Source organism: Pedobacter sp. KLB.chiD (assembly GCF_047040275.1).
GTDB lineage: Bacteria > Bacteroidota > Bacteroidia > Sphingobacteriales > Sphingobacteriaceae > Pedobacter.
On sequence record NZ_CP178207.1, the window covers coordinates 3,855,844 to 3,881,953 of the forward strand.

Sequence of the window (26,110 nt, forward strand, 5' to 3'; positions counted from 1 at the left end):
TTTTCTGAATTCAGGGACAAAAGCAGCCGATCAAGAGAATAAAATGAGTAATTTGCGCCAATGAAAAAATATTATCTGGGCATTTTACTGGCGTTCGTTTCAGGAAGTTCTTTTGCGCAAATGAAACTGATCAGGAAAATGCTCTCGAACGAAAAGGATACCACACGTAAAGCCAGCTTTTTACCTTTGCCTGCTTTTGGATATAGTCAGGAAACCGGGTTCGAATTTGGTGTTGGCGCTATTTATTCTTTTTATATAGACCGTAAAGACACGCTGAACCGCAGTTCCAATTTTGCACTGAATACCACCTACTCTACCAAAAAGACAGCTAATTTTATGCTAAAGGGCGATATGTGGACTAAAGGGAATAAATACCATTTTATTGGGGATGTCCGTTTCAAAAACCAGCCCTTTAACTTTTATGGTATTGGCAACTATACCGCAAAATCAGATGAAAACAAATTAGATCAAAGGATTTTCAAAACACTTTTTGATGCCGAAATGAATACTTTGCCAAAGGCTTATACGGGTATCTCATTAGGTTTTGAGAACCATCATTTTATAGACAGGCAACCGGGCGGTATTTATTCCACTAACTCACAAATTCTAGATAGAGATGGTGGTGCTGTAGCCTGGATTGGTGCATCGCAAAGTTATGATACCCGCAATAGCAACAACTATCCAACCAAAGGTTTTTTCGGAAGGGCCACTTATCAATATGCGCCGGATTTTTTTGGCGGGGAAAATTTTAATGGCTCACAGATTAAGCTTGATCTCCGCGGTTTCTTCAGTATAGCTCCAAAGGTAGTGTTGGGTGTACAGGGCATTTATTATACCATACAAAGCAACAGCACACCATTTTATTTGTTGCAGCAATTGGGTAATGACCAAATGATGCGGGGCTATTACAGCGGCCGCTACCGGGATGAAAATTTAATGGCAGCACAAGCTGAAATCCGCTACCGTTTTATGGACCGTTTTGGTATTGTAGCTTTCGCAGGCACAGGCAAAGTATTTAGCAATGGTCAGTTTAATACTGATGGACTAAAACCTAATTATGGTTTTGGTGGTCGTTACTTTTTCGATCCGGCAAAAGGTTTAAGTGTACGGCTTGATTATGGTATTGGCGAAAAGTTACCCAATGAAAAACGCCAGGCAGGGTTTTACATCAGCTTAGCGGAAGCGTTTTAGGGGATGGATGAGGTAAGATGGAAAAGGGTTGATGGCATAGTGGCCTTAGCCTAGTATTCATCTTGAGCGGAGTCGAAGGATTTTTTAGCTACTGATCCACACAGATAGTTTATTGCCACGGAAACACCGAAAGCACGGAAAATGAAAATCTAATAAAAGATTAAAAATTTTCACCAAACAATCTGGCTTCCGAAGTTTTCAGATCCAGGTCAATACGATCAGCTTTAATCAGCCTAGCAATTTTATTTGAAGAAGCGGTAGCACCATTAGCCGAAATGGTATTATTTGTTCTGTTATAGGTAATTTTTGAACCATTAAGTTTATACCATTATAAACAACCATCGCGTCGCCAAATAAATAAATGATGCTTTTATCCCTGCTCATCTTAACAGAATCTTTAGCACGATATTCTACCTTCGCGTCGGCTAGGGATTAGTTGTTTGATTTTTGCGAGCATTCAGATTTTAGTTGGATTTATTTTTCTTCCGTTTAATACTATTTTTTTGTAGATTTCAGTTGATCCATTTCCTGTTTTAAATCGCCGATGGTACGATTTTGAATTTGGAGTTGGTCCTGCTGTTGTTTAATGGATTTGTGCTGATCAATCAGATGTAAAGTCAGTTCCTCAATTTTTTTCAACAGGATTTTGTTCATTTCACCCAGCAAAATACCATCCTTTTCAACAATTGCTGCTGCTGGCACACCGGGCAGGTGTTTATGGGCATTGATGTAATTTTCAGTTTCATCCAAATCGGGAAACTGATAACCCGCTTTAAAAACATAATCCGGCCAATCGCTGGTTTCCACTCTAATCTCTTTAGCCCTGATGTTGCCATTAACGGATAATAATTCTTTAGGTGTTGTAGTGCCAATTCCCACATTACCCCCGTTGATATAGCTGTTTCCATTGGTATTCAGGTAAACTACCTTATAACCCTGATGGCTTACGGCAAAACCATGTTCACCCGCTCCATTATGGGTCATCCACTCTAAGGTTCCATCCATAGGGGAATAGAGCTTTTTATCAGAGGCATTGAAATCAAAACCAATCCCACCCTTTACTGTTAATTTTTGATCAGGATTTTCGGTACCAATGCCTACATTGCCATCTGCAAGGTTCATTATCACGTTATTTCCAGCACCATTTATTCTTAGCGGTCTATTAGAACGAGATTGGATCCAGCTAAATCCTGTATTAACACCTATGCGAAGATTCGTTGAATTTGTATTTCCAATGATTAAAGACCCATCATCTGAATCCCGGGGAGGATCAACAATATGTAGTCTTGCACATGGTGCATCCGTGCCTATTCCTACATTCCCACCGTTGACATAGCTGTTTCCACTGGTATTTAAATAGATTACTTTGTTTCCTTGGTGGCTAACGGCAAAGCCATGTTCACCCGCTCCATTATGGGTCATCCATTCTAAGGTTCCATCCATGGGTGAATAGAGTTTTTTGTCTGAAGCATTAAAATCAAAACCAACCCCACCTTTAACGGTGAGTTTCTGGTCGGGTGTGGTGGTTCCGATCCCCACATTGCCATTAGTCGGAAAGGTATTCTGTGCCTGGACATTAATACCATAAGAAAATAAAATCAGAATAATCGATTGCGATAATTTCATATATGTTTATTTTAAGTTTGATTTGGTTTCCTTCTTTTCCAGTTCTTCTATTCTTTTCAACAGGCTTTGCATAACTTTATCCTTTTCGATCAGGTACAAAGTCAGCTCTTCAATTTTCTTTTGCTGCCGATTAAGCATATCCCCCAGCGCCAACCCCTGCTGCTCAATGTCTTTTGCTGCCGGAAACCCAGGCAGGCGTTTGTTATCCTTAATGTATTGCTCTACTTGCTGCAAACTTTCTAAAGGATAAGTTTCCTCGAATACATAATCCGGCCAATCGCTGGTTTCCACTCTAATCTCTTTCGCCCTGATGTTGCCATTTACCGAAAATTTGTATCCATGAGAAAGTGTTGTACCGATCATTACCTCGCCAGTTGAAGCAATCCGCATTCGTTCACTGGGGATAGCATTAAATGGATTCCACTCGTTACTGGTGTAAAATGCCAGATGAGCCTGTCCATATTGCGTAGGGCCTCCGGCATGTAATAGTTTGATGGCTGCCGCATGAGCGATGGAATAGTGTTTATAAAAGTTTATGCTGCCAATCACTTCATTATCAACCATAATCTCCGTGTATTTATCGGAAGCAATATTCATGGAAGGTATCCATTCTTTTATTTCCAGGTGTGAACGGGGTGTTGCCGTTCCTATTCCAACTTTTCCGGTATCAGGAAAGACATTCACTTGTGCATGCACATACTGAAGAAAAACAATCAGCATGGCTAGTAATATAAACTTTTTCATTTCCTTCGTTTGGTTTGATTTATTTCATTCTTTTGTACTTTTAATTGTTTTACTGATCAATCAGGTGTAAGGTCATCTCTTCGATCTTCTTTAGCAGCATCTTATTCATCTCCCCTGGTGATAGCTAAATTTGAATAGAAGAAATGACTTCGTCAACCTATTTTGACGAACGGGCATTTTCGAGTGATATTCTGGCCTTTTGGAGTGACGAAATTTTCGTAGTTTATAAAAATGAACAGGTAAAATGGGCCATAAACCTAAAAGTCATAACCATCGTCCGGACAAAAACCGATAGAAGATTTCCATTTTAAAGCGAGCCTGCTCCCGGTATGTAGTCACAGGAGCTTAACACCCCTGCCGTTGCAGGCGGACGATTTTTCATCGAACGCAGAAACGGGCGCGGAACTGAAGACCACCAAAAGAATTGATCTGTTCATTTCCTACTTTCAATGTGTTTTTTATTTGAAAACGAACGGCTTCCGGTTCTTGGCTGCTGTAGCCCCGCCATCCGCTTTACTTCGTTGCACTTCGTGTTCGCTGCTGTCAGGTTTATGACTGAACGGCCTGTTCCCGATAGGTAGCCAAAAAAGCTTGACCGCTGTAACTAAACCCGATCGAAGCGGGATGCGACCGATTTTTCATCGGCGCAGAAGCGGGAGCGGGACGGAAGCCCGCCAAAGGAACCGAACCCTTCATTTCCAAAAAACTTCTGTTATTGGCCGGAATAAATCTTTTAACGGCACCCTCTCCTGTTAATAATGATGTATTTTAAGGTCCTTCACTGCGTTCAGGATGACAGGCATAAAAGATTGCTCCACCTGGCAATGCTCTGGTTAAGATGGTGAATTGCTATTTGCTTAGCCCCGCCAATGCATTAATCGTTAATGCTACAATTACGGTATTAAAAATGAAAGCAATTAAACTGTGTAATAAAGAAAGTCTTCTGATTTCACGGGAAGAGATTTCCACATCCGAAACCTGGAAAGTCATGCCCAATACAAAGGAAAAATAAGCAAAATCGATAAAATCAGGTTCCTCGTCTCCCGGGAAATCAAGCCCGGAACCTTTCTGACTTTCGCTATCACCGTAATAAAGATGAGCATAGCGCATACAGAAGGTAGTATGCACCAGGAACCAAGACAGAAACATCCCAGATATTGCAGCTATAATATCAACAGGTTCTACATCTTTATTAATAAGCAATAAAATAACTGCCAGGAGTCCGGCGAAAGTGGAAATAAGCACAATGGCAAAAATTTCCCCGCGTGTTTCATCCTGCATCCGCGCCTTGAGATGCGTTTCTGCTACTGAAGTTTTAAAAAACAGATACCAGTGTAAAGAAATCAACATCAGACAAAAAATATCCCAACCCAACATCATATGTGTCAGTACACTTACTTTAAACAGCAGAGAACCCAGATAACCTGCAAGCCCAGCGATAAAACTTAAGACAAGAATATACAAGGCCGATTTTTTCTGTATGCCTGTTAACTTCACATCCAGTTTCATTGCTTGAATTTTAATTTAAAATGTTCTTTAGCCTGTCCCTTTTTGAAATACACCAAACCAATCCAAAACAAATCGATGGTCACGGTAACATCAGGATGGTTTTTAATTTCGGTCCAGGCCTCTTTCATACCTTTGCTCCAGTAAATATCGTCAAAAATGAGCAAGGAATTTTCGGTTACTTTTGGCAGGCACCATTTAAAATAATTCAAAGTAGCATCTTTACGGTGGTTTCCGTCGATGTAAACAAAATCGAGGCTAGGCTGTTGGGCAATAATATCGGGCAAAATTAAATCAAAATTCCCCACATGAAGTTGGATATTTTCTAAATTCAGGTCCCGGAAGTTTTTTCTGGCCACCTCCGCCGTTTGTGGACACCCCTCTATTGTAATTACCTGGGTTTGGGCGTCTGTTTTTGCCAGATAAGCAGTTGTAATGCCCAAACAAGTCCCCAATTCAATCACACTTTTAGCTTTGGTGTTCTTGGCCAGCCGATAAATAAGCTTGGCTAACTTTGGGCTTTTTAATGCATTTTTGGCAATCTGACTTACTTTCTTTGTTCGGTTTTTATTGAGGTGGGAACCCGCCCCAAGGTCGGTAACGGTAATGATGGAATCGTCATTAAAAAGTTTTTTTCGTTGATTCTCTATATTTTTATATTCGGATTTGTCACTAAAATCGTAAATTACCTCATCGGCGAGCTTATACACAAATGGCGAATGCGTTCCGTGCCGGCTCTTGGCTGTTAAACGGTGTTTAAGATAATCTGTAATAAATTGAAATAACATAATATTGCAAAAGTAATTAAACGCCGCAAACGTATGTATGTTTTATGGAAAATATAGCAGAGATAAGCGCTTTAGTTAAATTGTTGGACGATCCGGACGAGGAAGTGTACCAGCATGTGGAGAAAAAACTGCTTGAATATGGTGGTGAGGTCATCCATTATTTAGAAAATGCCTGGGAACAATCTTTCGACGGACTGATGCAGGAACGTATTGAAAACATTGTCCATCAAATCCAGTTTAAAACCGTTAAAGAAGATTTAAACCTCTGGTATTTAAGTGGTGCTTTCGATTTATTGCAGGGCGCTTTGATTATCAACCGTTACCAATACCCAGATTTAGACGAACAAAAGGTAATTAACCAAATTGAGGAGATCAAAAGGGAGATCTGGCTGGGTCTGCAATACGAAATGAGTTCTGTTGAGAAAGTAAAACTGATCAACCATGTTTTATATCAGCAGTATGGCTTTGGTGGCAATACCAAAAACCACCACGACCCGCAAAACTCCTATCTTAATCAGGTTTTAGAAAGCAAAAAAGGGAACCAGATTTCTTTGGCCATTATTTATTCTACCCTTGCCCAAAAGTTGGATCTGCCGGTTTATGGGATCAATTTGCCGCAGCACTTTATTTTAGGTTATATTGATGACAGCAAGCAGGAAGGTACCGAGTATGGTGTGCTTTTTTATATTAATGCTTTTAACAGGGGTAACATTTTTGGCAAACACGATGTAGACCAGTTTTTACGACAGCTTAACTTAGAAGCTTTGCCCGAATATTATAAACCATGCAGTAATACCGATATTATCCGCCGGGTAATCAGAAACCTGATTTCGGCTTATGAAAATGCCGGCGCGACCGAGAAAGTAGCTGAATTAAATGAACTCCAAAGCATTTTAGCAGAAGATAGCCAATAAAATCTCCCAACCCGTGTTCAAAATTATCAGTAGTCTGCCTGGAATTTGCCTTTTAATGCTTTTTATGCTTTTCGCTGGAAGTCTGAAGGCTCAAAAAATAGTTAAACCAAATGTTATTGCCTATTACACTGGTCAGGGCGGATCCGTTATTGATAGTTTTCCGATTGAGAAGATAAGTCATCTGATTTACAGTTTTGGACATTTAAAAGGTGACAGTTTAAACATCGCTTTAGCCAAAGATTCGGCTTTGATTTTTAAGATGGTGGAGTTGAAAAAACGTAAGCCTGATTTAAAGGTGATGATCGCTTTGGGTGGCTGGGGTGGTTGTGCTACTTGTTCGGAGATATTTAGCAGAAGTGACGGGCGAAAAACATTTGCTGAAACAACCAAATCGCTTCTGGATTTTTTTAAGGCTGACGGCATAGATATCGATTGGGAATATCCTGCCGTTTTGGGTTATCCCGGACACCGGTATACACCTAATGACAAGCATAACTTTACATTGTTGATAAAGGAACTAAGAAACAAACTCGGTAAAAAAGCAGAGATCAGCTTTGCGGCAGGCGGCACAAAAAACTGCATTGATTCCTGCTTTGAATGGGATAAGGTAATGCCTTTGGTAAACCGCGTAAATGTTATGAGTTACGATCTGGTAAGCGGGTATGCAACACAAAGCGGACACCATTCACCTTTGTATTCCACTCCTTCGCAAACTTTATCAGCAGATTATGCGGTAAAAGCTTTAATTGCTTTAGGAGTGCCTGCACAGAAAATTGCATTAGGTGCAGCATTTTATGCCCGTATTTTTGAAAACACTACAGATTCGGACCATGGATTATATCAGCCAACAAAATTTTTAAGAGGTGTTTCTTTTAAGGATTTCAGCAAACAGTTTTCAACCGAAAATGGCTATACCTATTATTGGGACGAGACAGCCAAAGCACCATATTATTATAACAAGAAAACGCGATATCTGGTAACCTTTGATGATCCTAAATCCATTTCATTAAAAACCAAATATGTAATTGATCAAAAATTAAATGGTATCATGTTCTGGGAATTAACAGATGATGCTTATCGCAATGGCTTACTGGATGTAATTGATAAAACAATAAATGATTATAAAGGATTATTGAAGAATTAACCCTGTTTATGTCAGAATCACATTCCACAAAAAGCCCGACCACAAATCTTGATCAGACTTTTCCCATATTTATTAAACCCTATTTACAGTTATAAACTAAACTTATTGTGGTTAAAGATGTATCATTTGCGCTTCCACCGTTATTGATATAGCTTTTGATCACAATAGATGTTGCATTCCCTTTATTATCAAAAACATAATTGAATTCCTGTGTATCAACACTAGACAGCTTATTAGAAGTTGTAACAGTTTTTTTGAGTACGTTTTTAGATATTTTTCCAAAATAGCTACCAGGTACATAATCTACAATGGCAGAAAGCGGATCGGCCATCTGGTATGCGTTTACTGCCACCTCTGCAGAGTATTCGTAAGTAATGGTCTCTACACTCCCATCTTCGGCATAGGTCACTTTCTCTTGTGTCAAATTACCACCTGTGTAGCTTAGTTCGGCAGTTGAATTCAAAACATTCCCTAAATAGCTTTTAACAACCGTTAGATAACCATCAGTATTATAGGTATAGGTTCTTGTTGCACTTACCCCCGGAAAAAAATCAGACATATAACTGGAAACAGCCCTACCATTTGCCAAGGTAAGTTCTGTTTTTTCGCCATTTTCCAGCGTACCTGTAATTTTATTAGCAGAATAAGTATAAGTCATGGTTTCCCCATCACTTGTTGCGCTGATTAGTCTACCAGATGCATCATATTTGTAGCTGATTTCAACCTCACCCAATGTACCAAAGTCGGTCTTTGAATTCATCAGCTGGCAGCCATTGCCATTAGGATTGGGCCTGGCATTCCAGTTAATTTCTTTTTTACAGCTTGCCATTGCAATGATCGCAACCAAGGCTACCATCGCATATTTAATTATTTTTTGCATTAAAATTTGTAGTTAAGAGGTTAAAATATCCTGCAAAGATATTAAAATTTCTCCTTTTTTAACCAGTTAGCCAACAAGTTAAACCAATCCACATCAGAAGTTTTGTTAATCAGGCCAAATCCATGTCCACCTTTTTCGTACAGGTAAATATCGGTATCAATATGATGTTGCTTTAGTGCTTCATTCATTAATATGCTGTTCTCGTAAGGAACAGTTTTATCGTCTTTGGCATGTACAAGGAAAACCGGAGGTGTTTTTTTGTTCACATTTTCATTGGCTGAAAAATAATGTTTCAAACTATCGGCAGGATTTGGTCCCAATAAATTTTTCATGGTACCGGTATGTACTGATTCTTCGAAACTGATGACGGGATAAATTAATGCAGCAAAATTCGGCCTCAGGCTTATATTTTCCGGGTCAGGAATTTTACGATCGTTATAATGCGCCACCAGAGTTGAAGCGAAATGCCCGCCAGCAGAGAAGCCCATAATCCCAATCTTATTAGCCTTAATCCCATATTGCTTTGCATTTTTTCGAACCAGATAAATGGCTTGCTGTGCATCCTGCAACGGGCCATAGGTTTTATCAACCATAATTTCATCGCTCGGCAAACGGTATTTCAACACGAAAGCAGTTACACCAATGGCATTAAAGCGTTTGGCAACATCAGTTCCCTCATGGCTGAAAGCTAAACCACTGTAACCGCCACCGGGACAAATAATTACTGCTGTTCCGGTGGCCATTTCCTTTGGCGCGATGAAAACCGTCATCGTTGGAACTGATACTTTAGTCACGTTCAGCGTGCCATTATTGCGCACTTCGGTATGTTCAACATAAGTTGCCGGCGTAGGTTTTGCACCTGGAATATCACCCTTGTACAATGGGATTACTTCCTGTGCACCTGAGTTTACAGCCATGAGTAATGTGGTGATTAAGATAAAGTACTTTGTCATTTTTATGAATTAAAATTCCATTAAATATGCCTTTAAAAAGTCGTTGATATCGCCATTTAAAACCGCATCGGGATTAGAGGTCTGGTAATTGGTTCGATGGTCTTTTACCCGTCGGTCGTCCAAAACATAACTTCTGATCTGAGAACCCCACTCTATCTTTTTCTTCGATCCTTCTACTGCGGCAATGGCTTCATTACGCTTACGTTCTTCTATTTCGAACAATTGCGACTTCAGCAAACGGATGGCATTTTCTTTATTCTGTAATTGCGAGCGCGATTCCTGGTTTTTGATGATAATGCCAGATGGTTTGTGGTACAAACGTACTGCAGTTTCAACCTTATTTACATTTTGTCCACCAGCACCGCCTGCCCTGAAGGTTTCAAATTCAATATCGGCGGGGTTGATATCAATTTGAATGGTATCGTCAACCAAAGGATAAACATATACGGAAGCAAAAGAAGTATGTCGCCTGGCATTCGAATCAAAAGGAGATATCCTCACTAAGCGATGAACACCGTTTTCGCCTTTGAGGTAGCCGTAAGAAAAATCGCCGTCAAACTGGAGGGTTACCGATTTAATACCTGCAATCTCCCCTTCCTGACTATCCTGTTCGGTAATTTTATAGCCGTTTTTCTCGCCCCACATCAGGTACATGCGCATCAGCATGTAAGCCCAGTCGCAACTTTCGGTACCACCGGCTCCGGCAGTAATCTGCATGACGGCCGAAAGCTGATCTTCTTTACTGCGGAGCATATTTTTAAGCTCAAGATCTTCTACAGCTTGTTTACCGATTTCGAACTGTTCTTTCATTTCAGCTTCCGAAGCATCTCCGGACTGAAAAAAATCAAACATCACGGCTGCATCCTCAACCGCATTATGGGTTTGGTTAAAGCCGTCAGTCCATTTCTTCTTTGAGCTTATTTCTGCCAGAATTTTTTCTGCTTTTTTCGGATCGTCCCAGAAATCGGGCGCCATGGTTAATTTTTCTTCTTCGCGGATGGCGTAAAGTAGCTCATCAACGTCAAAGATACCTCCTCAGAGACGCTACTCTGTCTCTTAAATCCTGAATCTGTTCTTTTGTCATGGAAACAAAGATAGGAAATCGCTTTGAGCATAGCACATGGCAGAAAGCGATTTAAATTAAAACTATCCGTCGACAGCCAATTGACTAAACTTATTTTCTGTAATCAATCAGATATGTTCAGGAATGAACCAAATTCTATTTCTTCATAGTCATATAATCCAGCGTGAGGTTGGAAAGTAATTTAACTCCTAATGCGAAACCACTTTCATCAAGGTAAAAATCGGGAGTATGATGGGATGGCGCCTTTAAAGGATCTTTACCTTTTGGCATACCACCTAAAAACACGAACAAGCCTGGTACCTTTTCCTGAAAGAAAGAAAAATCTTCGGCGCCAGTAACCGGCGGCTTTAACTTTACATGTGCTTTCCCTGCCGTTAGCTGCATACTGGGCAGCATTTTTTCGGTGAGTGCGATATTATTAAAGGTAACGGGATAATGGTTACTATATGGTATTTTCACTACTGCTGTTGCGCCGCCTGCCTCGGCTGTTTTAGTAGCAATGGTTTTGATCCGTTCGATAAACATGGCCTCATCTTCTTTGCTGAAATTGCGAACGGTCCCCAGCATTTCCACTTTTTCAGGTATGATATTCGACCTAACACCTCCATTAATGGCACCAATGGTAACTACCCCCGGGTTTTCGGTTACATTTAAATTGCGGCTAACAATGGTTTGCAGGTTATTGATAATCTGTGCTGAAACCACCACAGGATCGATACTGCTCCAGGGATAAGCGCCATGCGCCTGCCTACCCGTAACCGTAATCTTCATATCGTTTACAGCGGCCATGGTACCGCCAGGACGATAGGTTACATCACCAACTTCGGTTTGCGAATTGATATGAAGGCCGAAAATAACATCGACTTTAGGGTTTTCGAGCACCCCTTCTTTAATCATAAGCGCTGCTCCGCCTTCATCTCCCTCAGGTACACCTTCTTCCGCAGGTTGAAAAATAAATTTAACCGTGCCCGGTATATCTTTTTGCATAGCGGCCAACACTTCTGCTACGCCCATTAAAATCGCAACATGACTATCGTGTCCGCAGGCATGCATTACCCCAACCTCCTGACCATTATATTGTGTTTTTACTTTCGAGGCAAATGGAACATCAACCCGCTCGGTAACAGGCAAGCCATCCATATCAGCCCGCAGCGCCACAACAGGTCCGGGCTTACCCCCTTTTAATAGACCAACTACCCCTGTTTTAGCCACGCCTGTTTTTACCTGTATACCCAATGATTCTAAATGTTTTGCAATGATACCAGCCGTTCTCACTTCATTATTCCCAAGTTCAGGATGTTGATGAAAATCACGTCTCCAGGTAATTACTTTTTGCGCTATGGCGTCTGCTTTTTGGGAGACTAATGGCCGTAAATCTGATTTTTGAGCAAAAGCATTTAACGAGAGAATAAAAAAACCGATCAGGTATGTTTTTTTCATAAATGGGTAGTTTAGTTCAGGTGTTCTAAGCTAAACAAATTTATAGAAAGATCGAATAGTATAAAATGACAAAAGCCATCCTGATATAGAATGGCTTTCAAATAAATTTAAAAATCTAACCCTTTTTAAATACGATTATCCTTCTGCCATAAACATCGCAGGCCAAAACATCTCCGTTTGGCGCAACAGTTACATCTACTAAATTCAAAAATGAACCGGAACCTATTTTTTCTTGAATATCTCCATTCTCATCGGTTTTGATTATAACACTTTCGCCAGAATTGGCAATATAAATATTATCGCCAAAAGCACGTAGGCCAAAAAGGTAACCCTTTACGGCAAAAACTTTTAAGAATTTACCGTTCTTGTCAAAAACTTCAATACGATTATTCCTTGTATCTGAAACATAAATTTTGTTTTTGAAATAGCAGATACCAAATGGGGCATCAAAGTCCCCTTCTGCTTTTCCCTGCTTACCAAATTTCAGCAATAAATTTCCATTTTGATCATATTTTTTAATCCGATGATTCACTCCGTCAACAATCCAAATATTTTGTTCATCATCAAGTGTTAAACATTCTATATTACCAAAATTACTATCTCCTGTTCCGTAAGTACCCCATTCTCTAATTAATTGTTTGTTTGAGTTAAATATCTGAACATAACTACTACTCTGTGTTCGGGTAGCAACATAATTTCCATTATTAAAAAATGCTATGGCTCTGGCTGCCGATCCACTATAAAACTGCTCTATGAAACTGCCGGTAGCACTAAATTTTAATACCCTATTCAGTTCTTCATCACTTACATAAATATTTCCGGTTTTATCAACCTCAATGTGCATATTAAACTTAAATTGTGAAGCCCCATATCCTTCAGAACCAAAAGTAAGTGCTTTATAATAGTTGGACGCTGAAGTATAACCGAAATCTGCATCACTAAATCTACTAAAAGATTTTGCACTGTTATAGGTTCTTACCTTGTAAAAATTCTTGGTCAAGGATTTACTGATTGCTGTATCATCGAAGGTGGTATCGGCTAACTCTTTCAGTAAAGTATATTTCTGGGTTGTAACATCAAACTTGAATAATTGATATTTCTGAGCCAAAGGCATCGGTGTCCATGATACTGTAATGCGCGAACCATAAATACCTTTTGTTGCTTTTAAATTTATTGGACGATCAACATCAAGGGTATCAATAATTCTTAGCGTATCTATTTTAGTTACCCCTTCCTTTTCGCATGAAGAGAAAAAGAAACAAGAAAGAAACAGGCAGCAGGCGGCCAATAGCGAGAGCGATCTAAGCATATTTTTTATTTTTTTTCAAAGGTACTTATTTTAAAGTACGTAGACATAAGTATCTGAAATTCTCTATACAATTAAGTTTATTAATCATTATGTTTCGCTAGTCTGACGAAAGTAAGATTAATCGCTATCGAATTCCTCAATAACATCCCACATCGATTGTCATCCATTAGATCGATGAACAAACAGCATGGCAATATTATTTATATTGAAATTTCTTATCGATTTAGCACATTAAAAAGACCATTTTAAATTTTTGCTTTATTACTTTTACAAAAAAACAAAGATTATGTTACCTAAAATAAATTTCACCGAAACAGAGGCCTACAAATATTTGGCCGACCATTTTATAGATATTAATCAAAAAAGCATTAAAGATCTTTTTGCTGAAGATGCAGACCGTTTCAATAAGTTTTCTGTTTTTTTCGAAGATATCCTGTTGGATTATAGCAAGAACCGCATCAGCGATGAAACATTAGCACTCCTGATTCAGTTGGCTCGGGAGTGTAAATTGGATGAAGCCATTACATCAATGTACAATGGTGATAAAATTAATGAAACCGAAGACCGTTCCGTGCTTCATATAGCATTACGTAATTTAAGCAATGCCCCAATTTTAGTGGATGGTAAAGATGTGATGCCTGAGGTAAATGCTGTACTGGCCAAAATGGAGAAGTTTAGCAACAGCATCATCAGCGGTGAATGGAAAGGTTATACCGATAAAGCCATTACCGATGTGGTAAATATTGGTATCGGCGGATCAGATTTAGGCCCGGTAATGGTTACCGAAGCTTTAAAACACTATAAAAATCATTTAAATATTCACTTTGTTTCAAATATTGATGGTACTCATATTGCTGAAACTTTGGCCAACCTAAATCCTGAAACCACTTTATTTCTAGTCGCATCCAAAACGTTTACTACCCAAGAAACCATGACGAATGCACACTCTGCCCGTAGCTGGTTTTTAGAAAAAGGCGGAAAAGAAAGTGATATTGCCAAACACTTTGCCGCATTATCTACCAATGCTAAAGACGTTTCTGCTTTTGGTATCGATACGGAAAACATGTTCGAGTTTTGGGATTGGGTTGGCGGTCGTTACTCTTTATGGAGTGCTATCGGTTTGTCCATTTCGTTAAGTATAGGTTTCGAAAATTTCAGACAGCTACTGGCTGGTGCCCATGCAGTTGATAACCACTTCAGAACTGCGGAATTTGAAAGCAATCTTCCTGTGATATTAGGTTTACTAGGTGTATGGTACATTAATTTTTATAATGCAGAAACGCAGGTTATTTTACCTTACGACCAATACATGCACCGTTTTGCCGCTTATTTCCAGCAGGGCGATATGGAAAGTAATGGTAAACATGTGGATAGAAATGGTAATGAAGTTGATTATGAAACCGGACCGATTATCTGGGGCGAACCGGGCACAAATGGCCAACATGCCTTTTATCAGTTAATCCATCAGGGTACCAGGATTATTCCTGCTGATTTTATTGCGCCGGCACAAAGTTTAAATCCATTGGGTGATCATCATCCTATTTTATTATCAAATTTCTTTGCACAAACTGAAGCTTTAATGAACGGTAAAACTGAAGAAGAAGTAACAGCCGAATTAAAGAAAGAAGGCAAATCTGATACAGAAATTGAAAAAATTGCACCATTTAAAGTTTTTGAAGGTAATCGCCCAACCAACTCTATATTATTGAAAAAAGTAACCCCATACACCTTAGGCAGCTTAATAGCCATTTACGAACATAAAATATTTGTTCAGGGAATTATCTGGAACATTTTCAGTTTCGATCAATGGGGCGTAGAACTGGGTAAACAATTGGCTAAAAAGATTCTTCCCGAACTGGCGGGCAGCGAAAAAATTTCCAGCCATGATAGCTCTACCAATGGTTTAATTAACCAATATAAGGCCTGGAGATAAGCTTTTAATTAAATAATTTCCCCCGAAAGCCGTTCTGATGTAAAATCGGAACGGCTTTTATTTTTTCATCAAAGGGCAACCATTCCAGCTAAGGCTACGTAACGGTTAATATTTCGATTGCACCACAATCAAACATGGGGATATAGAGAAAATGAATCCATCAGCAATTTTAACCTTAATTACATAGCTATGAAAAAAACAAAAGCAATCTTTTTATCAGCCACAATTACGGCGCTACTTTTTGCCTGTTCTAAAAGACAGGCAGAAGAATTGAAACCAACAAACCCATCGGGTCCAATTGCTGTAACCACAGCCAATGTAACCTATAGTAATTTTGCCGGCGCACTTTTCCAAACCAAATGTAACAGCTGCCACGGTCCGAACGGGGCAATCAAATCAGTTTGGCTATTTAATGGCATAGCCTCCATTAAAAGTGATACCCGTGTAGCCAATAGTGTATTGGTTACGAAAACGATGCCCAAAGGAGGATCCTTAACCACAAGCGAAAGAGAACTGTTACAGGCATGGTTTGATAAGGGCATGCCAGAATAACCTATCAAGATAACGCCGGTTTTATTTAAACATAAACACATTACAGATGCAAAGATTATTCTTAACCCTAACAGCGCTATTGTTATGCACAGGCATAAAGGCGCAGATTTTGGTCAGTAAAAGCGTGAATTCCTCTTTTTTTTCTTCAACACCTTTAGAAGATATTGATGCCCAGAGCAAAACAGGCGCTTCGGCTCTTAATACCCAAACCAACGATATCATCTTCAAAATCAACAATACCTCTTTTCAGTTTAAGAAAAAACTGATGCAGGAACATTTTAATGAAAATTATATAGAAAGTGATAAGTTTCCTACTTCTGATTTTAAAGGAAAAATTATAGAGCAGATCGATTTTTCAAAACCCGGTACATACCCGGTTACGGTTAAGGGCAATCTGCAGATCCATGGCGTAACGAAAGCATATACCACAAAAGGATCACTCGTTGTTACCGCCGATGAAGTGAAAGCTACGTCTACATTCAACGTAAAACTGGCCGACCATGATATCAAAGTCCCAACGATCGTTTTTAAGCAGATTGCAGAAACCATTCAGGTGAAAGTAACCGCCATTTATCCATCCAAAAAATAAAATTATGAAATTTCATCTAAAATCTCTTTTATATCTGTTACTTATCCTGCTGCCTACACTGGTTTCTGCACAGGATTCGCTGGAGAACGCATTGCAGCTGCCTACCGAAAAAAGTAAGGTTAAGGCTACTTTTAAAGCACCCAAACTCATCAACATACAAACCAATGAAACCATTTATAAAAATGAGCTGGATTTTAGGGTAGATCACCGTTTTGGCGATATTGCAGGCAGTGCAGGTGGTACCAAAAACTTTTTTGGGCTCGACCAATCAACAGATATCCGAATCGGTTTTGAATACGGAATCAGCGATAGGCTATCCGTAGGCTTGGCAAGGGCAAAAGGAGCTGGTGTAGTAACACAGCTTTACGAAGGAAACCTGAAATACCGTTTGCTGGAGCAAAATACTGACGATGGAATACCAGTCGCGGTAACTTTATTCGGTAGTACTACCCTTTCAGCAGCGAAAGCTTCAACCGATCCTACAGCTGCAAATGCATTTGGCGGATTCAAAGACCGGTTAAACTATGTATTGCAGGCGGTGATTGCCCGTAAGTTTAACTCAAACTTTTCATTGCTGGTGATGCCATCCTATATACACCGTAATTTTACCGTTTTTGGCGATCAGAACGATATGTTTGCCTTATCTGTTGGCGGCCGTATCAAAATTACCAAACGCATGGCTTTTGTGGCAGATTATACCATTCCATTCAGGGATAAAAATAAGGAAGCTTATCTCGAAAGCACATTGGATACAAAATATTACAAAACGCTTGGTGCCGGACTTGAATTTGAAACCGGTGGGCATATTTTTCATCTTAATTTCACTAATGCCACCGCCATTCAGGAATCGCAGTTTATTACCGACACCAATACTTCCTGGCTTAAGGGACAATACCGCTGGGGTTTCAGTATAGCCAGAAGATTTTCATTGGATAAGAAAAAAGCGAAATAGACCGACTTTAATAAACTTCTTAAATTAAATGGCTGTATCATAAACAAATAGTCATCCTTGAACTGGTTAAAGAGCCTATTTTGGAATACCTGAGAGGTCATTTCAATAGGGCCAACCTTACAGATTCAAGGTGATTACAAATATGATACAGCCTGTATTTCAAGATGATGATTAAACCGTTACATTTTGTCCTTTAACATCAAAGGCATCTCGTAAACCTATTGCAAGTACGTTGAAGGCATAAACTGTAAACATAATGGCTAACCCGGGCAAAACAGCCAGATACGCTGCATCCATAATAATGTAGCCATAATGCTCTTTAATCATGCTTCCCCAGCTTGGCATGGGCGGTTGTGCACCAAAGCCCAAAAAGCTTAATCCGGTTTCCAGCAATATGGCCGATGCAAAATTAGATGAGGCCACAACCAGTATAGGCCCCGCAATGTTCGGCAATATATGCCTGATAATGGTTCTGGTTGTACTAAAACCCAGGGCCCTTGCTGCTTCTACAAATTCTACTTCTTTTAAAGCCATCACCTGCCCACGCACCAGTCTGGCCACATCTACCCAGGTTGATAAACCTACAGCAATAAAGATCTGCCAGAACCCTTTCCCCAGGGCAAATGAAATCGCAATAACGAGCAATAATGAAGGTAGCGACCAAACCACATTCATAAACCAGCTAATGGTAGCATCTATCCTGCCACCGAAATACCCGGCAATGGCCCCTAAACTCACCCCGATAAAAAGTGAAATAAGCACCGCCATCAAACCTACAGACAACGAAACACGGATGCCCAAAATCAGGCGGCTCATTAAATCGCGGCCATAAATATCTGTTCCCAGAATATAGGTGCGTGTATAGATGTTATTTTTTTCGAAGAGCGCTTGTGTTGATGCTGTTTTCGAAGGCAAAACACAACGAGGGCATAAGTCTTTTAAGGCATAAATGCTTTCTTTAGCTTTTTCATCCTCTCCTATGTACTCCTGCACAAAAACCGCATTGCCTTTTATCTTGTATGAGGTGATCGGAATGCTTTTAAACATAGGGGTTTGTCCATAGAGCATTCGCTCCAAAAGGTTAACCTCTTCTACCTTGGGATTTCGGCTGATGATTAAGAATGTAAAGCTGCTACCTGGTTTCTTTTTGTTTAACTGGAGCGTTTGTACATTTGCGTTTGGAGAATCATCGGGCATAATTAAATAGCCCAAAATTCCCATCAGCATCAACAGTAAGATAAAGATCAAACCGCCGAAGGCCAGCTTATTCCGTTTAAACTTTAACCATACTTTTTTTGACGGGCTATTATCCATTATCTAACCATTCTGCCTTTCCAGTTGTATTTTCCGCTGTTTCCGGCAATGCCGATGTACACCATGTAAATCACATGAAGCACATTTAAAACAGGTATTAAAATGAGTAAGTTGCGCCTTTTGGCAAACCCCGTTACATCCCATAAAAATAGTGTTTCTAAAACCATTTTAAACAACAATTGATAAAATGTAATGGCTAAAAAGCCCGGAATAAAAAGTCCTGTGATAAAATTTGCGAGAATAGAAAGGTTAAAGATCCAAATCAGCACGCCCAATACAATAATAGCCTTGTTTTTATAACGGGTACTTTTCGAAGCCCAGCGTTTGCGTTGCTGGATAAATGCACCCAGTGTCTCTTTTGCATGTGTATACACAATCGCTTCCCTGTTTTTGAGAAAACCGATTTGATCCGGGTATTTGGCCGCAATTTTATGCAATAGTAACTCATCATCGCCTGATGCCAGATCATCAATCCCCTGAAAGCCGCCAACTTCATAAAAGGTTGTTTTCTCGTAGGCCAGATTTGCACCGTTACAGGTTGATGGCTGTTTATTCCCGATAGTAGAAGCTCCCAAACCAATCAAATAAAGAAATTCTAAAGATTGCAACCGCTCAAAGAAACTCTTCTCCTGAAAATAAGCAACGGGCGAAGAAATCATTTTATAGTTTTTTTCTTCATACAGATTAACAATCGTAACCAACCAGTTTGGACCCATCCTGCAATCAGCATCTGTGGTAATAATCAGATCGCCAGTGCAGGTACCGATAGCCGTTTGTATGGCTTTCTTCTTGTACGAATTTAACGCCCGGTCTTCGTTTAACTTAATCAGTTTTACATTACGATTGGCATAACTTAACACGATTTCTGCTGTGCTATCCGTAGAATGGTCATCAATAATAATAATCTCCGTTAAAGCTTTAGGATATTGCTGAGCAATCAGATCATCAATCGTTTTATTGATGTTTGCTTCCTCATCCCTTGCGGCCACAATAATAGAAACTTTGGTTTGAGGATCGGATTTTTGTGGTATAAAATAGATCAGCTTATGCCATCCTCTTATAAAATTAAGCACCAACAACCCGTAAATTAAGGTGAGCGCCGCAGAAAAGAAACTAGTTAGATTTAAAATTTCCAAAAAAATTGAGTTTAAAAACGAAATAAGTGCCTAAGATAGCAGGAATTATAATATTAATGAGCCAAATACTGGCAGTACATGCAATAACCGCTACATGCTGATCGGTTACATGTTTAAATAGCTCAACCGCAGTAACACTTCTGATACCCACATCAAAAAGATCAAGTGAAGGCAATGCCGACTGTACCAAAAACAGCAGGCAGGTCATCATTATAATATCTCCATAATGCAGTCCCGGCACCAGCCATATAAATAAGATAAAATACTGAGAGCTAAATACCAGGTAACGGGCAAAACAGTAAGTAATAATTTTGAATAACTCCCTTTTTCTGTACCGGGCTAAAATGCTATAAAATTTCTTGTATTTCCTGGTGAATCTGAAGGATAATAAAATCCCGTTTAACCAGCGGATGTTAAAATAAAAGATCAGAAAAAAAAGACAAAAAATAACTGCAAAAAAAACCAGGGCAATAAACAGTACCCGATCAATAGGGATAAAGCGGTACACGAAAAAGCAAGCTGCAACAGCCCCAAAAATATTGGTTAATACCAATTGACCGATACTGCCCACACTCATGGCCACTATCCCTACAATTCTTCTTCGCGGGGAGAGGAAAAACACGCGGCCTCCATACTCACCTAACCTGTTGGGTGTAAAAATAGCCAATGTTAAACCACAAAAAACAGATTCTATGGCCCTGTAAAAGCCAATAGGCTCAATGTGGCTCATCAGGTATTTCCATTTGCCTGCCTCTAAAAACCAGTTTACAAACATCAGTAAGACTACCACACCGATTACAATGATAATTTCCAACTGAGGAATCCCCTTTAACAGGGTACTGAAATCATGAAGATTTTTATTGGCAACCAGTTTATGATAAATAAACCAAAAGGCAAATATTACAATTGCAACTTTGATAAAAAGTGATAATATTTTTTTTTGCCTGCCTGTCAAGATTCTATTTTTTATTTGCAAATATGCTTAATATTGCCGTAATGTTGAACGAAAAAAAGGAACGGGTAATTATGGGCATCGATCCGGGCACTGCGGTGATGGGTTATGGCGTAATTCTGGAGAAGGGTAATAAAACGGAACTGATTAGTTTAGGCGTGGTTAAAATGACTCATTTAGACGACCCTTTTCTTAAACTTCAACGCATATTTGAAAAAACGGTGGTATTGATGGAGCAATATAAACCTGATGTATTGGCCATAGAAGCTCCATTTTATGGTAAAAACATCCAGGTACTGTTAAAACTTGGCCGTGCACAGGGCATTGCCATTGCAGCCGCACTTTCCAGAAATGTACCTGTAACAGAGTATTCTCCAAGGAAGATTAAACAATCCATTACCGGTAGCGGAAACGCCACCAAAGAACAGGTAGCGGCGATGTTGCAACGTTTACTCAACTTTAAAGAAACACCCGAATTTTTAGATGCTACAGATGGATTGGCCGTGGCAGTTTGTCATTCCTTTCAGAAGATTACCGCAGGTGGTAAATCTAAAACCTATTCGGGCTGGGAATCTTTTGTAAGCGATAATAAAACAAAAGTGACCGGAATAAAAAAAGCAAATACCAGGCTAAAAGGTTAGTTTACAGTGCCTCAAACTGCCATTGCAAAACGGAAGCCTTGCACATGGTGAAAGAGTGAAGCAATCTTTCCGGGTAGAAAAAACAACGACATGGCCCGTGCATACACGAACCATGAAGAAATTTATACCTGATTATTTTAAAGATTTTTTGTGGCCAGTTCCCTGGTCATTTTATTCTTTCTGATACCATGTTTTATCACTAAAAACACCAGAATGACAGCCAATATTAACATCCAGAGGTTGGATATCGCAATAATAATCTCTTTAAAAATTGTCCAGCCATTTACTATACCCAGCCACAGCCTGTTGATAAATGCCGGGCGGTAATCATACAGATTGTCATTGGCAACGATCATCGTTTTTACCGTATTATCCTGATAAAAATTAAGGGTAATGGTACTGAACTTTACACGGTTATCCATCTGCATATTCGCGATTCTTTTATCTACATAATCATCTTTGATGTAAAGTGATGATTCTATGTTGGCACTTTTCTTCGAAGCTACCTGATTGATTTTTTCAATCGCATCAAGTCTATTCTGAGCCTTTAGTTTGTTGGCCAAATAAGCCATGCTCTGATCGTCCATCTTCATCGACTGATTATCTACAAAAACAGCCAGTTTTGAGACTATATTGGTAAAGTCATCCAGCTTATCTGACGGTATTTTAGCCACCAGATAACCCTGGGTGTGATAAGAAGTAATTTCTTTTAATGAATCTGTAGATTGTTTAATCTTATCGGTTTCCTGAATGGTACTTTCGATAGAGAATTCTGCAACAGTTCCGCCTTCTGCTTTAATGGTTTTGCTTAGCTGCTCTTTGGTATGTTGCACATCTTTAACCCTAAACCGCATATCGGCAGTTTTGATAATTTTCTCAGCGGCAGTACTATCTGCAGATTCCCTACTCAAGGGCTCCAGTGCTACAGTATCGGCACTTGCATATTTTTTATTTTCATTTTGGCAGCCAAAAATGGTTAAAACTATGGCTATAGCAATAATATTCCTTTTCATGATTGTGTGGTTCTAAATAAATAATCACTTTAAATATTTGCTTCAAATGGCCATTAGAAGTGCAGCGTTCTGGTTAGCTTTTAACGCTGTGTTTTTCCTTTAATACCAAAATTAGGTTTAGGTAACCCAATGCGATGTTTAGCATCGTTATAAAAGAGTTTAGATGGCTTTTCGTTAAGGATAACAAAGGTTAACTCCAGTAATGTAGACCTGACAAATGTGGGTGTTCAAAATTTATTTTATTTTTTCGGAAAGCAAATACAGAAGCCCCTGGGCTATAGCAGTCCCGCCATTTGCTTTAGCCCTGATGAAAAACCAGGGGCTGCCGCGGCTGTCGCCCGCCTGCACGGGCAGGGGTTTAACATAGAAAGGGCTGCCCAGGTAATCTAAACCTGACAGGAGCGGGCACGAACGCAGTGAAGTAAAGCGGATGGCAGGGCTTTCGCAACCGATGCCCACAGGAACCTGCTTTTCAAAAAAAAAATTGGATTTTCAACAACAACCTTTGATACCCCGAAACCATCTTATTTTTTGGAAAGCAAATACAGAAGCCCCTGGGTTATAGCAGTCCTGCCATTCGCTTTAGCCCTGATGAAAAACCAGGGGCTGCCGCGGCTGTCGCCCGCCTGCACGGGCAGGGGTTTAAGATAGAAAGGGCTGCCCAGGTAATCTAAACCTGACAGAAGCGGGCACGAACGCAGTGAAGTAAAGCGGATGGCAGGGCTTTCGCAACCGATGCCCACAGGAACCTGCTTTTCAAAAAAGAAAATTGGATTTTCAACAACAACTATTGATGCCCCAAAACTATCTTATTGTTCGGAAAGCAAATACAGAAGCCCCTGGGCTATAGCAGTCCCGCCATTTGCTTTAGCCCTGATGAAAAACCAGGGGCTGCCGCGGCTGTCGCCCGCCTGCACGGGCAGGGGTTTAAGATAGAAAGGGCTGCCCAGGTAATCTAAACCTGACAGGAGCGGGCACGAACGCAGTGAAGTAAAGCGGATGGCAGGGCTTTCGCAACCGATGCCCACAGGAACCTGCCTTTCAAAAAAAGAAAATGCCAATTTACTAAACCTTGCACGTTTTTGTTCAAAAACAAAAAAGCCGATCAAGTATATTCATGACCGGCTTTATATTTTGATAGTAGAACGCTTATGCGTCTAATATTTTGAATACACCTTTAATGGCAATAATTGCACCGATGAACAGAACAATCCAGGATGCTAATGAAACCTGCCACGAATCGTAAGCGAAACGTGCGTAAGTACCCACTATGCAAACCAGTACACCAAAAATCATCAATTTATAAATTCCTGGCTGGTTAGCCGTTTTCATACTTTCTGTATTGTGCTTTAATTCGTTGTTCTCCATAATGCTTATTTTTATGATGCAGCAAAAGTAATACTTATTGCTGAATATTTATAAAACTTAGAAACTTTTTAATCGCTCTAACCTTTGTTTCGCTTTATCTTTATCACTAAGTTTTTCACCCTGATATAAAGGCTTTTCCCAATCTCCGTACATCGGATTTGGCAACACAATATATTTTGTTCCAAATAGGTTCTGGCTGGCGTTTACCTGTTCGAAGGTATTTTTATTTTCGCGGTAAAAAATGTTGCTGAAATCGCTTAAATTATCGCCACATAACAATAGAATATGGTGCGTTGAGCTAATTTTTTGGCGACGTGGTTCTTTATTTGATGTTCCTTTCGAAACTATTAAATGTGCGTCATCTGCATAAGGAAAGCCAAAATGCTGCAGATTTTTTAATGTAGCTGTATAATCCTTTTCATCGCGGTTACTCACATAAAAAGTTTCGATATTTTTTGAGGCGGCAAATTTCAGAAAAGCCAATGCACCTGGAACGGTATCGGCCTGAGCCAGATTGGTCCATTCAGTCCAGTCTGCAGGTACATAACTCACCCCCTTTTTAATTTCGTGCCCCTGGAAAGCAGCATTATCTAAAACCGTTTCATCAATATCAACAATTACACAGTTTGGTTTTTTACTGGTATCGGCCCACAAAGCTTCTTTTAACGATAAGCGGGCAAAATTATAGGCCTGAAAACATAAGGCTCTGTATTCACCCGAAGTTTGTTGCCAAAGTACTGCATTGGTATAATCGCGGGCAGGATTTTGGGCTGCGGCAAAAAACGGAATGAGTGATAGGCTGATGAGGATGTATTTTTTCATGTATTAATATTATACAACAAAGATATGTTTAACCGTTCAAAAAAGTTCCCCTATCAGCTTTTGATATTACTAATGTTTCTACATCGGGGTAAGCATTTGTAAAAGTAAGCGGAATTTTATTTTTCCCTCTTTCGCTCCATTTAAATTCAACAGCCAAAAATTTCTCCTTAGTTTTTTCAATATAATCAATTTCCTGTTGTTGCGTAGTACGCCAGAAAAAGCATTCCGCTTCCATCTGGTTCTGGTGCAAAAACTTCATCCGTTCAGCAATCATATAATTTTCGAAAAGTGCGCCCACATCATTTCGATTGGCAAGGGGATTAAAATTCCTTGTGATGGCATTTATAATACCAGTATCATAAAAATAGATTTTCTTATTTTTTTTAATTTCATTGCGCACATTACCCGCAAAGGCTGGCAGGGTAAAAATAACAAATGATTTTTCGAGCAGACTGATGTATTTATCAACCGTTTTCTGATCAGCCTTTACCAATTGTGCCAACTCAGAAATGTTAACTTCGCTCCCAACCTGCAACGCCAGGGCCTTTACAATTTTTTCGAAAAGCAATGGCTTTTTAACATCCTCCAAAGTAAAGAGGTCGTTATATAGATAACTATCTGCAAGTAGTTTTAAATGTTCTTCTGCGTTCTGCGGATCGTTAATGATTTCTGGATAGGAGCCATAAATTAACCGCTGTTCCAACGACCGCTCTTCGGTAATAAAATCAGTTTCATTTACCAGCTCTGTGTATGAAAACGGCAAAAGCATCATTTCGTATTTTCTACCGGTTAGGGGCTCGTTTATTTTACCTGATAACTCAAACGCTGTTGAACCCGTAGCAATAACCTGAACCGGTTTAAAGCGATCTACAATAATTTTAATAAGTAAGCCTATATTGTTGATCCGTTGCGCCTCATCTATAAAAAGTACTTCGTAGCCTAACAGTATTTTAGCTATTTGTGCCGCATTAGGCTTAGCTAAAGTTTCACGTACATCAGCATCATCACCATTTAGGTATAAGGTCTTTTTATCAACCTTAGCCAATAACTGCTCTACAAAAGTAGTTTTGCCCGTTTGGCGTGGTCCAAAGATGATAAAGGCTTTCCCCTTAAAAAGCCTTTTAAAAGCATAATTCAACTGTTTACGAACAATCATAATAAAATAAGCCTGTACAAAAGTATAATTATTCTGGATTATAATCCATATAAAACATAATTATTTTGGATTACAATCCATAAATAACATAATTATTTTGGAT

At 39.5% G+C, this 26,110-nt stretch carries 25 protein-coding genes; 8 read left to right on the forward strand and 17 right to left on the reverse strand.

Translation table 11 applies throughout. The features are described from left to right. Positions 1–60: 60 nt before the first annotated feature. Entirely contained in the window at positions 61–1,191 is a 1,131-nt protein-coding gene (locus tag ACK1I8_RS15745) for a polymerase (RefSeq protein WP_412466275.1), read from the forward strand. 495 nt (positions 1,192–1,686) lie between these two features. Here the strand turns inward: ACK1I8_RS15745 and ACK1I8_RS15750 are convergent, their stop codons facing one another. The 4 genes from ACK1I8_RS15750 to ACK1I8_RS15765 form a co-directional block, all read right to left on the reverse strand. Continuing rightward, entirely contained in the window at positions 1,687–2,817 is a 1,131-nt protein-coding gene (locus ACK1I8_RS15750) for a hypothetical protein (RefSeq protein ID WP_412466276.1), read from the reverse strand. Positions 2,818–2,823: 6 nt separating this feature from the next. Then, positions 2,824–3,561 carry a hypothetical protein gene (locus ACK1I8_RS15755; RefSeq protein ID WP_412466277.1) on the reverse strand — a complete coding sequence of 246 codons (738 nt, stop codon included), beginning with the start codon at positions 3,559–3,561 and terminating at the stop codon, positions 2,824–2,826. An 849-nt stretch (positions 3,562–4,410) separates the two neighbouring features. Then, positions 4,411–5,070, reverse strand: a complete 660-nt coding sequence (locus ACK1I8_RS15760; protein ID WP_412466278.1) for a DUF1345 domain-containing protein — start codon at positions 5,068–5,070, stop codon at positions 4,411–4,413. After that, complete coding sequence (locus ACK1I8_RS15765; RefSeq protein ID WP_412466279.1) at positions 5,067–5,855, reverse strand: O-methyltransferase; 789 nt, start codon at positions 5,853–5,855, stop codon at positions 5,067–5,069. Before ACK1I8_RS15765 ends, ACK1I8_RS15760 begins: the two co-directional genes overlap by 4 nt. Before the next feature lie 44 nt (positions 5,856–5,899). Between ACK1I8_RS15765 and ACK1I8_RS15770 the strand changes: the two genes are divergently transcribed. Together ACK1I8_RS15770 and ACK1I8_RS15775 are read left to right on the forward strand one after the other, a co-directional pair. Continuing rightward, positions 5,900–6,769 (forward strand): transglutaminase-like domain-containing protein, encoded by an 870-nt coding sequence (locus ACK1I8_RS15770; RefSeq protein ID WP_412466280.1) that lies wholly within the window; start codon positions 5,900–5,902, stop codon positions 6,767–6,769. Positions 6,770–6,833: 64 nt separating this feature from the next. Continuing rightward, positions 6,834–7,913, forward strand: a complete 1,080-nt coding sequence (locus ACK1I8_RS15775) for a glycoside hydrolase family 18 protein (protein WP_412466281.1) — start codon at positions 6,834–6,836, stop codon at positions 7,911–7,913. Between the two features lie 79 nt (positions 7,914–7,992). Here the strand turns inward: ACK1I8_RS15775 and ACK1I8_RS15780 are convergent, their stop codons facing one another. The 5 genes from ACK1I8_RS15780 to ACK1I8_RS15800 form a co-directional block, all read right to left on the reverse strand. Next, entirely contained in the window at positions 7,993–8,793 is an 801-nt protein-coding gene (locus ACK1I8_RS15780; protein WP_412466282.1) for a hypothetical protein, read from the reverse strand. Between the two features lie 41 nt (positions 8,794–8,834). Next, positions 8,835–9,746 (reverse strand): alpha/beta hydrolase, encoded by a 912-nt coding sequence (locus tag ACK1I8_RS15785; RefSeq protein WP_412466283.1) that lies wholly within the window; start codon positions 9,744–9,746, stop codon positions 8,835–8,837. 9 nt (positions 9,747–9,755) lie between these two features. Further along, positions 9,756–10,830, reverse strand: a protein-coding gene (gene prfB, locus ACK1I8_RS15790; protein ID WP_412466284.1) for a peptide chain release factor 2 whose coding sequence is annotated in 2 segments (ribosomal slippage) — positions 9,756–10,769 and positions 10,771–10,830 — 1,074 coding nt in all. Because the reading frame shifts where the segments join, the coding sequence is not laid out codon by codon here. A 135-nt stretch (positions 10,831–10,965) separates the two neighbouring features. After that, positions 10,966–12,270 (reverse strand): amidohydrolase, encoded by a 1,305-nt coding sequence (locus tag ACK1I8_RS15795; RefSeq protein ID WP_412466285.1) that lies wholly within the window; start codon positions 12,268–12,270, stop codon positions 10,966–10,968. A gap of 115 nt (positions 12,271–12,385) precedes the next feature. Continuing rightward, entirely contained in the window at positions 12,386–13,579 is a 1,194-nt protein-coding gene (locus ACK1I8_RS15800; RefSeq protein WP_412466286.1) for a hypothetical protein, read from the reverse strand. A gap of 286 nt (positions 13,580–13,865) precedes the next feature. Between ACK1I8_RS15800 and pgi the strand changes: the two genes are divergently transcribed. The 4 genes from pgi to ACK1I8_RS15820 all read left to right on the forward strand — a co-directional run bounded on the left by pgi (position 13,866) and on the right by ACK1I8_RS15820 (position 17,605). Beyond that, positions 13,866–15,512, forward strand: a complete 1,647-nt coding sequence (gene pgi, locus ACK1I8_RS15805) for a glucose-6-phosphate isomerase (protein ID WP_412466287.1) — start codon at positions 13,866–13,868, stop codon at positions 15,510–15,512. Between the two features lie 189 nt (positions 15,513–15,701). Beyond that, positions 15,702–16,064 (forward strand): hypothetical protein, encoded by a 363-nt coding sequence (locus tag ACK1I8_RS15810; RefSeq protein ID WP_412466288.1) that lies wholly within the window; start codon positions 15,702–15,704, stop codon positions 16,062–16,064. 46 nt (positions 16,065–16,110) lie between these two features. Beyond that, positions 16,111–16,653 (forward strand): YceI family protein, encoded by a 543-nt coding sequence (locus tag ACK1I8_RS15815; protein ID WP_412466289.1) that lies wholly within the window; start codon positions 16,111–16,113, stop codon positions 16,651–16,653. A gap of 4 nt (positions 16,654–16,657) precedes the next feature. Continuing rightward, positions 16,658–17,605 (forward strand): DUF5777 family beta-barrel protein, encoded by a 948-nt coding sequence (locus ACK1I8_RS15820; protein WP_412466290.1) that lies wholly within the window; start codon positions 16,658–16,660, stop codon positions 17,603–17,605. Positions 17,606–17,776: 171 nt separating this feature from the next. Here the strand turns inward: ACK1I8_RS15820 and ACK1I8_RS15825 are convergent, their stop codons facing one another. From ACK1I8_RS15825 to ACK1I8_RS15835, 3 genes are read right to left on the reverse strand one after another with little or no spacing between them, the layout of a single operon-like run. Beyond that, on the reverse strand, positions 17,777–18,919 hold the full coding sequence (locus ACK1I8_RS15825; RefSeq protein WP_412466291.1) for an ABC transporter permease: 1,143 nt from the start codon (positions 18,917–18,919) through the stop codon (positions 17,777–17,779). Continuing rightward, a complete protein-coding gene (locus tag ACK1I8_RS15830; RefSeq protein ID WP_412466292.1) occupies positions 18,919–20,055 on the reverse strand; it encodes a glycosyltransferase family 2 protein in 1,137 nt (378 codons plus the stop codon). The genes ACK1I8_RS15825 and ACK1I8_RS15830 overlap by 1 nt, the downstream gene beginning before the upstream one ends. Then, complete coding sequence (locus ACK1I8_RS15835; RefSeq protein ID WP_412466293.1) at positions 20,033–21,010, reverse strand: lysylphosphatidylglycerol synthase domain-containing protein; 978 nt, start codon at positions 21,008–21,010, stop codon at positions 20,033–20,035. The genes ACK1I8_RS15830 and ACK1I8_RS15835 overlap by 23 nt, the downstream gene beginning before the upstream one ends. A 41-nt stretch (positions 21,011–21,051) precedes the next feature. On the opposite strand from ACK1I8_RS15835, the gene ruvC reads away from it, so the two are divergent. After that, entirely contained in the window at positions 21,052–21,648 is a 597-nt protein-coding gene (gene ruvC, locus ACK1I8_RS15840) for a crossover junction endodeoxyribonuclease RuvC (protein WP_412466294.1), read from the forward strand. 137 nt (positions 21,649–21,785) lie between these two features. Here the strand turns inward: ruvC and ACK1I8_RS15845 are convergent, their stop codons facing one another. The 5 genes from ACK1I8_RS15845 to ACK1I8_RS15865 form a co-directional block, all read right to left on the reverse strand. Beyond that, positions 21,786–22,661: a DUF4349 domain-containing protein gene (locus ACK1I8_RS15845; RefSeq protein WP_412466295.1), complete on the reverse strand. Its 876-nt coding sequence runs from the start codon at positions 22,659–22,661 to the stop codon at positions 21,786–21,788. An 809-nt stretch (positions 22,662–23,470) separates the two neighbouring features. Then, positions 23,471–23,770: a hypothetical protein gene (locus tag ACK1I8_RS15850; RefSeq protein WP_412466296.1), complete on the reverse strand. Its 300-nt coding sequence runs from the start codon at positions 23,768–23,770 to the stop codon at positions 23,471–23,473. A gap of 40 nt (positions 23,771–23,810) precedes the next feature. Further along, positions 23,811–24,029, reverse strand: a complete 219-nt coding sequence (locus tag ACK1I8_RS15855; protein ID WP_090983263.1) for a hypothetical protein — start codon at positions 24,027–24,029, stop codon at positions 23,811–23,813. Between the two features lie 57 nt (positions 24,030–24,086). Next, on the reverse strand, positions 24,087–24,851 hold the full coding sequence (locus ACK1I8_RS15860) for a 5'-nucleotidase, lipoprotein e(P4) family (RefSeq protein ID WP_412466297.1): 765 nt from the start codon (positions 24,849–24,851) through the stop codon (positions 24,087–24,089). 28 nt (positions 24,852–24,879) lie between these two features. Beyond that, positions 24,880–26,007 carry an ATP-binding protein gene (locus tag ACK1I8_RS15865; RefSeq protein WP_412466298.1) on the reverse strand — a complete coding sequence of 376 codons (1,128 nt, stop codon included), beginning with the start codon at positions 26,005–26,007 and terminating at the stop codon, positions 24,880–24,882. Positions 26,008–26,110 lie beyond the last annotated feature (103 nt).

What these genes read in the sequence shown, in the direction of transcription:
- ACK1I8_RS15745 (WP_412466275.1), top strand. Translation starts at nt 61, where the DNA reads ATGAAAAAATATTATCTGGGCATTTTACTGGCGTTCGTTTCAGGAAGT.
- ACK1I8_RS15750 (WP_412466276.1), bottom strand. Translation starts at nt 2,817, where the DNA reads ATGAAATTATCGCAATCGATTATTCTGATTTTATTTTCTTATGGTATT.
- ACK1I8_RS15755 (WP_412466277.1), bottom strand. Translation starts at nt 3,561, where the DNA reads ATGAAAAAGTTTATATTACTAGCCATGCTGATTGTTTTTCTTCAGTAT.
- ACK1I8_RS15760 (WP_412466278.1), bottom strand. Translation starts at nt 5,070, where the DNA reads ATGAAACTGGATGTGAAGTTAACAGGCATACAGAAAAAATCGGCCTTG.
- ACK1I8_RS15765 (WP_412466279.1), bottom strand. Translation starts at nt 5,855, where the DNA reads ATGTTATTTCAATTTATTACAGATTATCTTAAACACCGTTTAACAGCC.
- ACK1I8_RS15770 (WP_412466280.1), top strand. Translation starts at nt 5,900, where the DNA reads ATGGAAAATATAGCAGAGATAAGCGCTTTAGTTAAATTGTTGGACGAT.
- ACK1I8_RS15775 (WP_412466281.1), top strand. Translation starts at nt 6,834, where the DNA reads ATGCTTTTCGCTGGAAGTCTGAAGGCTCAAAAAATAGTTAAACCAAAT.
- ACK1I8_RS15780 (WP_412466282.1), bottom strand. Translation starts at nt 8,793, where the DNA reads ATGCAAAAAATAATTAAATATGCGATGGTAGCCTTGGTTGCGATCATT.
- ACK1I8_RS15785 (WP_412466283.1), bottom strand. Translation starts at nt 9,746, where the DNA reads ATGACAAAGTACTTTATCTTAATCACCACATTACTCATGGCTGTAAAC.
- ACK1I8_RS15795 (WP_412466285.1), bottom strand. Translation starts at nt 12,270, where the DNA reads ATGAAAAAAACATACCTGATCGGTTTTTTTATTCTCTCGTTAAATGCT.
- ACK1I8_RS15800 (WP_412466286.1), bottom strand. Translation starts at nt 13,579, where the DNA reads ATGCTTAGATCGCTCTCGCTATTGGCCGCCTGCTGCCTGTTTCTTTCT.
- pgi (WP_412466287.1), top strand. Translation starts at nt 13,866, where the DNA reads ATGTTACCTAAAATAAATTTCACCGAAACAGAGGCCTACAAATATTTG.
- ACK1I8_RS15810 (WP_412466288.1), top strand. Translation starts at nt 15,702, where the DNA reads ATGAAAAAAACAAAAGCAATCTTTTTATCAGCCACAATTACGGCGCTA.
- ACK1I8_RS15815 (WP_412466289.1), top strand. Translation starts at nt 16,111, where the DNA reads ATGCAAAGATTATTCTTAACCCTAACAGCGCTATTGTTATGCACAGGC.
- ACK1I8_RS15820 (WP_412466290.1), top strand. Translation starts at nt 16,658, where the DNA reads ATGAAATTTCATCTAAAATCTCTTTTATATCTGTTACTTATCCTGCTG.
- ACK1I8_RS15825 (WP_412466291.1), bottom strand. Translation starts at nt 18,919, where the DNA reads ATGGATAATAGCCCGTCAAAAAAAGTATGGTTAAAGTTTAAACGGAAT.
- ruvC (WP_412466294.1), top strand. Translation starts at nt 21,052, where the DNA reads ATGTTGAACGAAAAAAAGGAACGGGTAATTATGGGCATCGATCCGGGC.
- ACK1I8_RS15845 (WP_412466295.1), bottom strand. Translation starts at nt 22,661, where the DNA reads ATGAAAAGGAATATTATTGCTATAGCCATAGTTTTAACCATTTTTGGC.
- ACK1I8_RS15855 (WP_090983263.1), bottom strand. Translation starts at nt 24,029, where the DNA reads ATGGAGAACAACGAATTAAAGCACAATACAGAAAGTATGAAAACGGCT.
- ACK1I8_RS15860 (WP_412466297.1), bottom strand. Translation starts at nt 24,851, where the DNA reads ATGAAAAAATACATCCTCATCAGCCTATCACTCATTCCGTTTTTTGCC.
- ACK1I8_RS15865 (WP_412466298.1), bottom strand. Translation starts at nt 26,007, where the DNA reads ATGATTGTTCGTAAACAGTTGAATTATGCTTTTAAAAGGCTTTTTAAG.